Here is a 12993-nt window from a genome sequence, read left to right as displayed (position 1 = left end):
GAACTGCTCCCTAGCCCAGATCGCAGCATTTGTTTGAGCTCATTTTGGTTGTTTTTTGGCGCGGCAGCTTCGCTGCCGCGCCAAAAAACAACCAAAATAGCGAGTGCGGAGAGCTGGAAATAGCTTCTAAAGATAGTTTACAGTTGATAGTTACTAGTTGATAGTTTTTAGAACGTTTATCTTTAATTTACATCTATTCCTTTCTTAGCTTTTTAGCATTTACTTAATATCGAATTTCTTATCTTTGCACATTAAAATTTTAAAGCAGAAAATAATGAACTCTTTTATTGAAGAACTGAAATGGCGTGGGCTTTTTGCCGACATGATGCCGGGAACGGATGAACAACTGAACAAGGAAATGACCTCAGCCTATATCGGTTTTGATCCAACCGCAGATTCTTTACATATCGGAAGTCTTATTCAGATTAAAATTTTGGCTCATTTTCAGCAGCACGGTCACAAGCCGATTGCGCTGGTTGGTGGTGCTACAGGAATGATTGGTGATCCTTCAGGGAAATCTGCAGAGAGAAATCTTCTGGATGAAGAAACGCTGCTTCATTATGTTGAGTGTTTGAAAAGTCAGCTGGCAAGATTCTTAAATTTTGACGGAAATGAAACCAATAAAGCAGAATTGGTAAACAATTACGATTGGATGAAAAATATTTCTTTCCTTGACTTTGCGAAAAATGTTGGAAAAAATATTACTGTAAACTACATGATGGCGAAAGATTCTGTGAAGAAAAGATTTTCTGGAGAATCTGGTGCAGACGGAATGAGTTTTACGGAATTTACTTATCAGTTGATTCAGGGTTACGATTTCCTACATTTATATCAAAACGAGGGCGTAAAGCTTCAGATGGGAGGTTCTGACCAATGGGGAAATATCACGACGGGTACAGAATTGATCCGAAGAAAAGCTCAGGGAGAGGCATTTGCTTTAACGGTTCCTTTGATTACCAAAGCTGACGGTTCAAAATTCGGAAAGTCTGAAAGCGGAGAAAACTATTGGCTTGACAAAAAGAAAACGTCACCTTATAAATTCTATCAATTTTGGCTGAATGCAACGGATGTTGATACTGAAAGATTCATTAAATTCTACACTTTCTTAGGAAAAGAGGAAATTGAAGCTTTAATTGAAGAACATGGAACAGCTCCTCACGAAAGAAAACTTCAGAAGAAATTAGCAGAAGAAGTGACTGTTTGGGTTCATGGAAGAGAAGAATATGAAAAAGCTCTTAAAGCTTCTGAAATTCTTTTCGGACGTTCAACTGCTGAAGATTTAGTAAGTCTTGACGAAGAAATTTTCCTTGAAATTTTTGATGGTGTTCCTCAAAAGGAAGTCGCGAAAGCTGATGTGTTGGGAGTAAATATCGTTGATCTGCTTTCTGAAAAGTCAGGATTTTTGAAATCGAAAAGTGAAGCGACAAGAGAATTGAAAGGAAACTCAATTTCTGTCAACAAAAATAAAATCAATGAGGTTTATACGGCTAACGAAGCTGACCTGATTGACGGAAAGTTCCTATTATTACAAAAAGGTAAAAAGAGTTATTTTATCGTAAAAGTAATTTAGTGAAAATAGTTTCGGCGGTTTTGTCAAAGACAAAACCGCCGAAACCTAAAAATAAAAAATAAATCGCTGCAAGAGAAATCCTGCAGCGATTTTATTAATACAACTATTTCGAAAGTTATTAATTTTAGAATGTGTAAGATGCAGACGCAGAAAGGTATTGTCCACTTGAAGTTCCTTCTTTCTTCAATTCTCCGTCTACCCAGATCTGAACTTTTAATGTAGATGAAGCACTTGCCCCTATTGCATTTACTGCTACATTAGCTCCATAAGCCCCTTTTTCAGATGTAATTTCAGGACTTGACCATGTTTCGCCGCTTAAGCTGCTTGCAGTGGTTGGATTTCCGTCGATTCCGTATACTGCAACATCAATGTTACTTCCTGAAGAAGCAATTGCCTTGAAAACAACTTTGTGTTGCTTTCCTGCTCCGTTTACAGGATTGTCGTCGTCATCGCTGCTGCAAGAAGATACAAACCCGATAAACATTGCTGCTAACAATACAACAAACGTCCCCCTCAACAAATGATTTAGTTTCATTTTTTTCATAAATTTCCTTTTTTGGTTTAAATTTTTACTACTACTTAAGTCTATAATAAGTGATTTGGTTCTGCAAATTTAGAACTACAGCTAATGGCTTTCAATCCTCAAAAAACAGTAATTTTTTCTACCTAATTTCTGGTAGATTTTTATCTGAAGAAAATTTTATCTATCTTGTAAATTATTTGATAAATAATTGAATTTGATGGTTATAATGAGGCATTTTTCTCTTTTAATATTTGTTTTATTTTCATTTAGTTTACAATCACAACAAATTGTTCCGCTCAACGAAAAAAAATATACGGATAGTTTACAGACTGTTATTGAAACCCAAAGTAACGGAAACTCTAAGGCAACAGCCTATTTTCTTCTTTCCAACTATTATCGAAATACAGATACTTTAACAAGTAAAAAATATTTAGAATTAGGCAAAGATTTAACTAAAAATTCTCCTTTTTTAGCTGCAAAATATTATTATTATAAAGGACAATATCTTCTTGAAAAAGATAAAGAAAAAGCTGCAAATGCTTATCAAAAGGCAATTCAAGAGTTATCAAAAATAAAATCTGAAGAATCAGATTATTTTCAGGCGTTATCTTGGTATAACTATGGAGTTGCCGAAAAAAATAAAGAAGGTTATCCTTTTTTGGTGAAAACAATCTTAGAAAAAGCAATTCCCTTACTTGAAAAATATCCTGAAAGTAAAAAATTAGGCTTTTTATATTCTCAGTTAGCTATTATTCTTACCTATAATGCAGAATTTGAAAAAGCCGGAAATTACAATAAAAAAGCATTAGACATTCTTGAAAAAGTAGCTCCCAATTCATCAGAACTATTTTTTGCGTATTTAAATACAGCCAGTAACTTCTGTTATCAGGCTAAAGGAGATGAAGCAAAAAAAAACCTTGATAAAGCCGAGAAAATCATTAATCAATATCCAGATTCTTCATTAAATGCTTCCTTTTATTATGGTAAAACATTGTATTTTATTACCAAGCAAAAACATGACGAAGCATTAATTTCTATTGATAAAGGTTTGATTTATGCTAAAAAATTTAATCTAAGTCTTTTGGCTCAGATGTTTTATTTTAACAAATATGATATTTTAAGAAAGCAAAAAAAATTCGGTGATGCGAAGGCTGTGCTTGAAAATATTCTGAAAGAAAAAACACTGATGGCCGACGCCAATAACAAAAAATCTGTGTATAAACAGCTTTCGAGCTTGAGTGAAGAAATGGGAAATCCTACTGAAGCTTTAACTTGGGAAAAAAATTATTCAAAACTGAGCGACAGCTTAAATTCTGAAAATGTAAAACTGGAAATCAATAAGCTTGAAACGAAGTTTAACACGGCAGAAAAAGAAAGAAAAATTGCCCAAAAAGAACTGGAAATCAATAAAAAGAATCAATATTTATGGATATTAGGCTTAGCTTCTTTATTCTTAATTATTTTAATCATTTCCATTTATCTGTATAATAAAAAATTGGCTAAGCAAAGAGAAATCAATCATCAGCAAAACCTGAAAGAGATTCAACAAAGAGAAGAATTAAATATTACAAAAGCTATTCTTGAAAGTGAAGAAAGAGAAAGAGAGCGCATCGCCAGAGACCTTCACGACGGGCTTGGCGGAATGCTCGCCGGAATTAAAATCAACTTTTCAGCATGGTCTTCTACTCATCTTGAAACAGATCAGCACGAAGGTTTTAATAAAATCTTACATCAATTAGATAATTCCGTGAATGAATTAAGGCATGTTGCAAGAAATCTGATGCCTGAATCATTATTAAATTTCGGACTGGAAACTGCTTTGAATGATCTTTGTGAATTTTATACCAGAAAAGATTTAGAAATAGAATTTCAATCGTTAAATATAAATAAAGATCTTCCGTTATCTATTCAGAAAAATATTTACAGAATCATCCAGGAATTATTAGCCAATGCTGTAAAACATTCGGAAGCGACAAATATTTTGCTTCAATGTTCACAATCTGACGAAAACTTTATGATTACCATTGAAGACAACGGAAAAGGTTTTGATGAAAATATTTACAAAACATCCAAAAGTATGGGAATCCGAAATCTGAAAAATCGCGTTGATTATTTGAAAGGAAAAATGGAAATCAATTCTGACAGCGAAGGAACCAATATTAATATCGAACTGAATACCCATGCCATCTCATAAAATAAATATAGCGATTGTAGACGACCACCCGATCGTTATAGAAGGATTGAAAATAATGCTGAATAATCAGTCAATTTTTAATGTGGTTGAAACCTTTACTTCAGGGTTAGAAATTATCAATTTTGTACAATCAAATGAAGTTGATATTATTTTACTAGACATCACTTTGCCCGATTCAAACGGAATCGAATTATGTAAAAAAATTAAAATGATTTCGCCTAATACTTCCGTGATTATGTTCAGTAACCGTTCAGAAAGGAGCATTATTATGCAATGTATTCAGAATGGTGCAAGTGGCTATTTGTTAAAGAATACTTCTATCGATGAATTGATTGATTGCATTAAAGGCGCGCTTTCGGGGAATATTGTTTTCTGTAATGAAACGAAAGAAATCATCAGTAAACCTTCTCAAAATGAATTCATTATTCCACGTCTTACCAAAAGGGAAAAAGAAATTCTTAAAATGGTTGCCCAAGGAAAAACCAGCGCTGTTATTGCAGAAGAGTTATTTTTAAGTCCGCTTACTGTAGACACACACCGAAAAAATTTACTTCAAAAATTCCGGGCAAAAAATTCTACAGAGCTTATTACCTTAGCATTACAGCAAAATTTAATTGAAGAATAAATTAAAAAGCCGACTCAAAATGAATCGGCTTTTACTATTTAAATTTTTAAGTCTTTAAATTTTATAATTCTAAGAAACTGTGTGTAACGCTAGCTACTTTGTTTGTTCCTTTTCCAACAACAGTATCTGCTTTAGCAATTTCGCTGTCGATCCACATAAGGACGATCAGCTTAGAATCTGCATAAGGAAGATCTGCACTTGCAGCAACTCTTAACTGAGACTGGCTCTCATTTACAAAAAACTCATCGCTTTTCCAAGAAATTCCTGTAGCTGTATAATTTGTTTCAGCACCAGTACCAACTTGTGTTGCAATAGCATTGAATTTACCCGTAACCGGAGGTGTTGGCGCAGGTGTAGGACCACCTGTCACTATTTTTGTTTCAAATTGTACAATATGCTGTTTATCTTCATCGTCATCATCTTTTTTACAAGAATTCATAACAGTAGTCATTGAGAATAATGCGACAAATAAAAAGGAAAGTCTTCGTAAACTTTTAGAGTTGTAAAATTGCTTCATTTTTTCCAATTAGATTTTTAATGTTTCAAATATAAGTTTTTTATCAATATAAAAATAACTTTTTTGAAAATTTTCCAACAAAGATTTCTAAACAATATCAAATCAATAAATGTTTATCATGTAATTTCTGCTTATCTCTTGGAAAGATCAAACCCAAGAATTAGCCAGATTGTCATAACATTAGAAATGGTCTCATTTTTACAATATCAAGATAAATCATTATTAATTATCTTTGCGCTATGAATTTAGATTACATCGTTCGCGAACCCGAAAATATCACCCCCAATACCACTATTCTTTTTATGCTTCACGGCTATGGCAGCAATGAGCAGGATCTTTTCAGCTTCAGAGAAACACTTCCTGAAGACTGGATTATCGTAAGCTTCAGAGCGCCGAGAGAAACGCAATTTGAAGGATTTTCTTGGTTTGACATAGATTTTAATGCTCCAGAAAACTTTATTGATGTTCCGCAGGCAAAAGAATCTTTGAATTCTGTGTTGGAAAATATTTTAAAAATTGTAAATCATTACGGGATTACAGAAGGTAAAACTCACCTTTGTGGCTTCAGCCAGGGAGGAATCTTATGCTATGCTTTGGCGTTAAAATATCCTGAAATGTTCAACTATGTAGCTTGTTTGAGCTCTTATCCGGAAGAAAAATTGCTGGATGATATTGTGAAAGATAAAAAGAAGTTGGAGCGTTTAAGATTCTTCGTTTCTCACGGAACGGATGATGCGGTAATCCCTATGGATTGGGGAAGAAAAGCTGCTGATCTTTTATATGATCTTAGTTGTTATTTCACTTTTAGAGAATATATGAGCGGCCATGGTGTGAATCAAAAGAATTATATGGATTTGATGGAATTCTTTTCTAAATAATTAGCAAATACCTATCATTTGAAACAAATTATTAACATTTATATAAACATTCTCACCCTCGAGGATGTTTTTTATTTTTATTAGAGATAATTTCAGTAAATTCAATAGATGAAACTTCGGTATTTTATCTCAGTGATAGCTCTATTTTTCAGCATTTTTTTTAATGCTCAAAATAGTTTTGAGGTAAAAGAAGGTAAAAAAACGACAATTCCGTTTAAACTTATCAATAATCTAATTTTTATTCCCATCAATATTAATGGTGTTGAACTTACCTTTCTCCTAGATACCGGAGTGGCTGAAACTTTATTATTCAGTCTTGAAAACACACAAATTCAGCTTGATAATATTGAAAAAATAAAGTTTTCTGGGTTGGGTGGCGATTTAAGTATAGACGGATACCGTTCTGATCGAAATATTGCTAAAATCGGAGATAATTTTGTGAATTATTCCATGACCGTTTTTATTATCGTAGATCAGGAGTTTAATATCTCTTCCCACGTCGGAATTCCGGTGAATGGCGTTATCGGTTATCATTTCTTTAAAAATCATAAAATTTCCATTGATTATTCGGGTAAAAAAATTACTATTTATAATGATGATACTTTCTTTAAGAAGAAAACGAAAAGATTTATCGAACTTCCAATTACCATCGAAAAAAGTAAGCCTTATATTTTGGCTGATGTTGAAATGACGAATGAAAAGAATCCTTCAAAATTATTGATTGATCTTGGAAACAGCGATCCTATCTGGCTCTTCCCTACTCTGATTAAAAATTTTGTTTATAACCGTCCGAATATTGATGATTTTCTTGGAAGAGGCTTTAATGGCGATATTTTTGGAAAGAGAAGCAGAATTCACAATTTTTATTTAGGTAATTTTAAATTTGAAAAACCGTTGACTGCAATGCCGGATGAATTCTCCATTCAGCACGTTCATTTGGTTGAAAACAGAAAAGGCTCCATTGGTGGGGAAATTATGCGACGTTTCACCGTTGTTTTCGATTATCCGAATCAAAAAGTTTATTTACGAAAAAATAAAAATTTTGATGATCCTTTTCATTTTAACATGAGCGGACTCGATTTTAAACAAGATGGCATGGAATGGGCTAGTGATATTGTAAAGGTGGAAACGAAACCGTCAAATGGTATAGAAGCCTATAACAGCAATAGTTTACAGTATAAATTTACTTTAAAACCAGTTTTCTCCATTGCCGGAGTAAGAAAAGATTCTCCTGCCGATAAGGCTGGATTAAAAAAAGATGATAAACTGATTAGCATTAATGGAAATAATACGGCCGACATGACTATGGAAAAAATTCTGGAACTCATGAAATCCTATGAAGGCAGAACCATTAATATGGTTGTTCAGAGAAAATTAGATAAATTAACCGTAAGCTTTACGCTAGAAGACCCAATACCTTATCAAGAATAATATGAATACAGAAGAAACAACATTAGATAAAATCCGTACCCGACCGAGGTTTAAAATGTTTACGCATTTAAGCAAAGAAGAATATGCCGAAAATCTAAAAAAATATTTGCTGGAACATAAAGATGAATTTTCAGGAAACATTAATAAAGAAGTGGCAACGATTTGCGTAGAAACGAAAGAAGATAATTACTGGAAACCTCAACTTGCTTTAAGAGTGGAGATTGAAGACGAACAAACCGCAATAAGAGGTGTTTTCGGACCTACTTCTGCGGTTTGGACATTTTTTATGTTTCTTTATTTTTCGTTTTCAATTCTGTGGATGACGTTTTTCACGATGTATTATGTGGAAAAACAGATTAACAGTCACGAATATCCTTGGGCGATACATGCTTCTTTTCTTATGCTAATTTTTATTGCTTTAACCTATGCAGCAGCACGATTTGGACAACATAAAGGCAAAGAAGAAATGCTGAAGCTAAGACAGTTTGCCGAAGAATCTACCTTACAGTTTGAAAAGAAAAATGAAGATTAAGGAGACTGTGTTTTAGGATTTTCCGGCATCTGCTGAATCATCGCTTTTGCCGCTTTAATGGAATCTACCACTTTTATCCTGTTATCCTGTTCTCTTATAATTTTATCAACATTAGGTTCGATCATTTTGGTCATTTCTTCCACGGAAACATTATTGGCATTAGGATCTTCCAATAAATTTCTCCAAGGTTTTCTTTTCCCCCATTTGTAGTCTCCGTACACCAAAACTGCTGTTCCTTTTGCCTTTGTAGTCGCTCCTCCAGGATTCAAAACCCAAGTATCTGCATAGCCGTACAACCATTTAGCATCTTTCATCAATAATCTTAAACACGAGTGTGATGCAGGATACCCCGGAAGATCGTACTGATGCCATCCGATACCATCAAGATTAAAGATATTGAAGTTATAAGGAAGTTTCCATTCGCTGCTTACGGTAGAAATGGCGAGTTGCTTTTTCCAATTGGCAAATGTTAAACCTGTTTTTGTTTTAGCCGTTTTTTTACCCATACTTGTCGGGCCCCATTTTACCAAAGTTCCGTCTGTATAAACTCCGTAAGCTTGAAGAGGATATGAAAAAACAACAAACTTTTTCACACCACTCAACACATCAAGCTGCATTGGGAAAGGCGAATAAGACATTAGAGTTGTATCTATTTTTGCAGGAACTACCAATGTATCAGAGTTCCATTTATTTTTAGAATCTAATCGGTTTAAAGCTAAAATTGCATAACGCTCTCTTTCATTATATTTTTTACTGAAAATTGCGTAGGCAGAATCTCTCAGTTTTTTGTCTTTCGGAAGAACAAAAGCGTTGTAGAATCCGGTTTCCTGCATTGCCGGCGGCATAGATTCTTTTTCTACCACAGGAGAATCCTGCTTTATGGTATCTTTTTCAACTTCTTCTGGAGTATCGGAGATTGAGGTTGCTGTATCTGTAATTGCATCGCTTACTTTTTCGATTTCCTTTTTACAGGAAACTACAAAAAACGCAACAATAAGCGTACATAGAAATAATTTTTTCACAAGAATGTTTTTCATAAAAATAATGAGTCAATTAGTTTTGCTACTCAATACAAATATCAGACCTAATTTTTAATCCTGAAAATTATCCAAGCAAATACCGTAAAAAAACGGTAATTTTTTAAATCTTGATTAAATCAATAGAAACTGATTTACAATAACTTATTATTTTTAGCATAAGCTAAAGCTTCCGCAATATTATTAACTCCTATTTTTTCGAACAGTTTTTTTCTGTGGAATTTTACGGTATCAGCCGTCACAAATATCTTATCTGCAATTTCAGTTATTTTCAAGCCACTTGCCGAAAGACTCAATATTTCATGTTCTCTTTGAGAAAGTTTTTTCTTTTCTTCTATGAACCATTTATCGGCATCAACATCATAATTCCAAAGATCATCACTTCTCTCTTTACTAATGACAACATTTCCTGAAGATTGTGCATTCGAAAGGGAAACCATACAGATTGCCTTCCAAATTTTCCCGTCTTCGGTAAGAAAAAACGGCGTTAGTTTATGATTAATTAAAACTTCATTTTTCCTTTCATTAATTAAACAAAAATCATAAGAAATAGTATATTTTTTTCTATCCTCAATCGAGAGCTTTTCATAAAAATCAAATCCGGCCTTATTAATTTTCACCAATAATTCCAGGTCTGCAGGTTTTACATTTTTAAAATAAAACTCGTAGCCTAAATTTTTCACTTCTTCCGAAGTCATTCCACATAAAAACAAAGGATTATCCGACACATATTCGAATGCTTTATCAAAATAATCAATAATATATAGACTTTGATACGACATTCTTGAGAACGCCTTTACGGCTTCCAGATAATCATTTCTCTGCGAATAGTCAATCTTAGCATCAGATTCTATTTCATTTTTTTCGTTAAAAAACCTGTTTATTTCTTCCATTAAGTTAAAATATGACGACTACCTGAAAGGGTAGTTTTTGCCATTACTAAACAAATCTACACAAAAGTGTAGTTCCTTGCAATACAAGCAATTGTATTTTTGTCAATATTTCAAATATGGGTGGAAATTTTTAACCATAAAACCAAAGAGGTATAAACACAAATTTTAGGTAAAAAACTAATTCTAAAAGTTAGTTCAGAAAACACAAACCATGAAAACCCTTATAAACTAATCAATAATGCCGTCATTTCAGACGGTATTTTCATTTTTAAGATATAGCAATTTTGTGTTTTTATATCGATAGTAATAAATTCCCCAAAAAAGGAACCAAGGCAAATAAATAATCAAAAAGCTTATTGATACCTCTGGATCCAGCTTTCCGTCCGACATGGAGAAAACACTCCATAAAGTGATTAAAACAGGCAAAAGAAACCAACAAAGCCAAGACTTCAATCTATCTTGAAAAGGCTTTAAAATCGACAATAAAGCCGTAAAGGAAGATAAACTCAATGCTATGTAAATTCCCAGAGAAATACCGTAAGCGAGCCCGCTCATATCACACTTCGGATGATATTCTTCAGTGATCGGTTTTCTGGTAACATAAATTAAAAGAAAAAAGAAAATCCAGGAAATTATTACTGAAAATAAAAAAGTTTTAAGAATAGAGAATAAAATAAATTTTCGTTTGGTCATTATTTGGTGTGCTTTATTCTATTAAATATAGGAAAAATTTAGACATAAAAAAAGCCTCCAATTTCTAGAAGACTTTTTGCGATCCGGACGGGACTTGTTCTTATTTGAATCACTTTTGTTTTAATCTAGCTTATAGTTTGCAACTTGTAAAATTTTAGGCAACTATATACTTAGATTTAGGGGTTATCCATTTTTATATTTGTCCTCCATTCTATTTAAAATCACTCTTCTCAGCCTCTCTTCATTTTCATCTCCCCAATACCCCAATGCAGAAATTATCGGAATTAAGGTCTTTCCAAAATCCGTAAGAGAATATTCAACTTTTGGGGGAACAACTGCGTAGATCTTCTTCGTAACAAGCTCGTGCTCTTCAAGTTCTTTTAATTGAATATTTAAAACCCTCCTTGAAGCATCCGGAATTTTACGCTGCAATTCACTAGGACGCAGATGTCCTTGATTGATAAACCATAACAGGCGGATTTTCCATTTGCCATAAAGGACTTCACCAATAAGGTCAAGACCACAGTTTAAATTTAAAGGTATTTTTCGTTCGTGCATACACAAATTTAATTCAATGTACCAAATTGTACAATAGGGGAAAAAATTATCCCTATGCAATTCGATTTTCCGTTATTGCTTGGGAAAGTGATACTTCCGAAATTTGTATCAAAGAAATCGACAATGGAAAATCAATTTAATTACAACAATGAACTTCAAGGTAAAATTGCCTTGGTAACCGGCGGGACAAAAGGAACCGGAAAAGCAATTGCAGAAAGGTTGTTGCAAGGTGGAGCAACAGTTATCATTACCGCCAGAAACGCTCCTGAAAAAGAAAACGATAATCTGCATTTTATTTCAGCTGATTTGAGTAAAACTGAAGGAACTCAGAAAGTCATCAGTGAAGTATTGTCAACTTACGGAAGACTTGATATTCTTGTGAACAACCTTGGTTCTTCATCAACACCAGCAGGCGGTTTTAATGTACTAAGTGATGAAGACTGGGAATCAACATTACAAGCTAATTTGTTGGCTCCTGTTCGATTGGATAGAGGATTTTTACCACAAATGATTGAGCGCAAAACTGGCGTTATTATTCACATTGCTTCCATTCAGGGTAAATTGCCTTTGTATGATTCTACTTTGCCGTATGCAGCTGCAAAAGCGGGATTGAGAAACTACAGCAAAAGCTTATCTAATGAAGTGACACCAAAAGGTGTTCGTGTTCTGACTGTTTCACCAGGATGGATTAGAACAGAAAATGTCAAAGTATGGCTGGAAACCATTGCTCAAAATTCAAATATTTCTATAGAAGAAGCTCAACAAGGCGTTGTGGATGCATTGGGCGGAATTCCTTTTGGAAGACCTGCTGAACCGCAAGAAGTTGCTGAATTGGTTGGATTTCTTGTTTCGCCAAGAGCCAATTATTTAACAGGAACTGAATTTGTAATCGATGGCGGTACAGTTCCGACAATTTAGTATTCAAAGAAATTAATAGTAATCCTTAAAAATTTAATAAAATGAAATTACCAAATGTTATCTCAGAATTAGTGAAAGCGCAAAACGAATTTGACAGTACAGCGTATGCCAATTGTTTTACCGAAAATGCAGAAGTATTTGACGAAGGCAAGACCCACAACGGAAAAATTGAAATTGAAAAATGGATTGACAAAGCCAACAAAGAATATGAAGCTACAATGAAGCCTTTAGACTATAACGAAACCGAAAACATCTTATCGGCGGAAACTTCAGGAAATTTTCCGGGAAGCCCGATTGTTTTAAAGTATTATTTTCAGTTGTCTGAAGGATATATCCAGTCATTGAAAATAACCGGTTAGTATTTTAACTGATAGAATTAATTAAAGCTGAAGTGAGAACCTCAGCTTTTTTGGTTTAAATTAAATTCAAATTATAAATCCTTCCAAAGGTTGAATATTTTCACCCAAATAAAGCGAAAGGCCAGCCTGACTTCAACGATCATCTCATAATTTGAGAAAAATTTAGAAATCAATTTGTCTTATCGGGATAAAGAGATTTTATAATCTGCTGGCGATTTGACAAACCAAAATCAATCAAGGTATTCAAAACTGTCCAAATTTCCTG

14 protein-coding genes are annotated in these 12993 nt (G+C 33.6%); 8 read left to right on the top strand and 6 right to left on the bottom strand.

Annotation, left to right across the window (positions count from 1 at the left end; translation table 11 throughout):
* Nucleotides 1-274: 274 nt before the first annotated feature.
* Nucleotides 275-1570, top strand: coding sequence for a tyrosine--tRNA ligase (gene tyrS / locus OXQ85_RS13350; protein WP_267405167.1), 1296 nt, complete (start codon nt 275-277; stop codon nt 1568-1570).
* Between the two features lie 124 nt (nt 1571-1694).
* Here tyrS and OXQ85_RS13345 read toward each other — a convergent pair whose 3' ends face one another.
* Entirely contained in the window at nt 1695-2114 is a 420-nt protein-coding gene (locus OXQ85_RS13345) for a hypothetical protein (RefSeq protein ID WP_267405166.1), read from the bottom strand.
* Nucleotides 2115-2319: 205 nt separating this feature from the next.
* On the opposite strand from OXQ85_RS13345, the gene OXQ85_RS13340 reads away from it, so the two are divergent.
* Both OXQ85_RS13340 and OXQ85_RS13335 read left to right on the top strand, forming a co-directional pair.
* Nucleotides 2320-4287, top strand: coding sequence for a histidine kinase (locus tag OXQ85_RS13340; RefSeq protein ID WP_267405165.1), 1968 nt, complete (start codon nt 2320-2322; stop codon nt 4285-4287).
* Nucleotides 4274-4912, top strand: coding sequence for a response regulator transcription factor (locus OXQ85_RS13335; RefSeq protein ID WP_267405164.1), 639 nt, complete (start codon nt 4274-4276; stop codon nt 4910-4912). The genes OXQ85_RS13340 and OXQ85_RS13335 overlap by 14 nt, the downstream gene beginning before the upstream one ends.
* A gap of 61 nt (nt 4913-4973) precedes the next feature.
* Here the strand turns inward: OXQ85_RS13335 and OXQ85_RS13330 are convergent, their stop codons facing one another.
* Nucleotides 4974-5429, bottom strand: coding sequence for a hypothetical protein (locus OXQ85_RS13330; RefSeq protein WP_267405163.1), 456 nt, complete (start codon nt 5427-5429; stop codon nt 4974-4976).
* A gap of 239 nt (nt 5430-5668) precedes the next feature.
* On the opposite strand from OXQ85_RS13330, the gene OXQ85_RS13325 reads away from it, so the two are divergent.
* From OXQ85_RS13325 to OXQ85_RS13315, 3 genes are all read left to right on the top strand, one after another.
* Nucleotides 5669-6307, top strand: a complete 639-nt coding sequence (locus tag OXQ85_RS13325) for an alpha/beta hydrolase-fold protein (protein WP_267405162.1) — start codon at nt 5669-5671, stop codon at nt 6305-6307.
* A gap of 108 nt (nt 6308-6415) precedes the next feature.
* Nucleotides 6416-7738: a PDZ domain-containing protein gene (locus tag OXQ85_RS13320; RefSeq protein ID WP_267405161.1), complete on the top strand. Its 1323-nt coding sequence runs from the start codon at nt 6416-6418 to the stop codon at nt 7736-7738.
* 1 nt (nt 7739) lies between these two features.
* A complete protein-coding gene (locus tag OXQ85_RS13315; RefSeq protein ID WP_267405160.1) occupies nt 7740-8270 on the top strand; it encodes a hypothetical protein in 531 nt (176 codons plus the stop codon).
* Here OXQ85_RS13315 and OXQ85_RS13310 read toward each other — a convergent pair.
* The 4 genes from OXQ85_RS13310 to OXQ85_RS13295 form a co-directional block, all read right to left on the bottom strand.
* A complete protein-coding gene (locus tag OXQ85_RS13310; RefSeq protein ID WP_267405159.1) occupies nt 8267-9307 on the bottom strand; it encodes a L,D-transpeptidase in 1041 nt (346 codons plus the stop codon). The two genes, OXQ85_RS13315 and OXQ85_RS13310, sit on opposite strands and share 4 nt — an antisense overlap.
* A gap of 134 nt (nt 9308-9441) precedes the next feature.
* Nucleotides 9442-10200 (bottom strand): helix-turn-helix transcriptional regulator, encoded by a 759-nt coding sequence (locus OXQ85_RS13305; RefSeq protein ID WP_267405157.1) that lies wholly within the window; start codon nt 10198-10200, stop codon nt 9442-9444.
* Between the two features lie 249 nt (nt 10201-10449).
* Nucleotides 10450-10893, bottom strand: a complete 444-nt coding sequence (locus OXQ85_RS13300; RefSeq protein ID WP_267405156.1) for a hypothetical protein — start codon at nt 10891-10893, stop codon at nt 10450-10452.
* 183 nt (nt 10894-11076) lie between these two features.
* The gene (locus tag OXQ85_RS13295) at nt 11077-11451 is read right to left on the bottom strand and encodes a helix-turn-helix domain-containing protein (protein ID WP_267405154.1); all 375 of its coding nucleotides are present in this window, start codon (nt 11449-11451) and stop codon (nt 11077-11079) included.
* Nucleotides 11452-11505: 54 nt separating this feature from the next.
* Between OXQ85_RS13295 and OXQ85_RS13290 the strand changes: the two genes are divergently transcribed.
* Nucleotides 11506-12369 carry an SDR family oxidoreductase gene (locus OXQ85_RS13290; RefSeq protein ID WP_267405153.1) on the top strand — a complete coding sequence of 288 codons (864 nt, stop codon included), beginning with the start codon at nt 11506-11508 and terminating at the stop codon, nt 12367-12369.
* A gap of 41 nt (nt 12370-12410) precedes the next feature.
* Nucleotides 12411-12728 carry a nuclear transport factor 2 family protein gene (locus OXQ85_RS13285; RefSeq protein ID WP_267405152.1) on the top strand — a complete coding sequence of 106 codons (318 nt, stop codon included), beginning with the start codon at nt 12411-12413 and terminating at the stop codon, nt 12726-12728.
* Nucleotides 12729-12993 lie beyond the last annotated feature (265 nt).

Source organism: Chryseobacterium sp. GM_Chr_2, assembly GCF_026540445.1.
In the GTDB taxonomy this organism is placed as follows: Bacteria; Bacteroidota; Bacteroidia; order Flavobacteriales; family Weeksellaceae; genus Chryseobacterium.
This window is presented reverse-complemented; position numbering and strand designations above follow the sequence as displayed.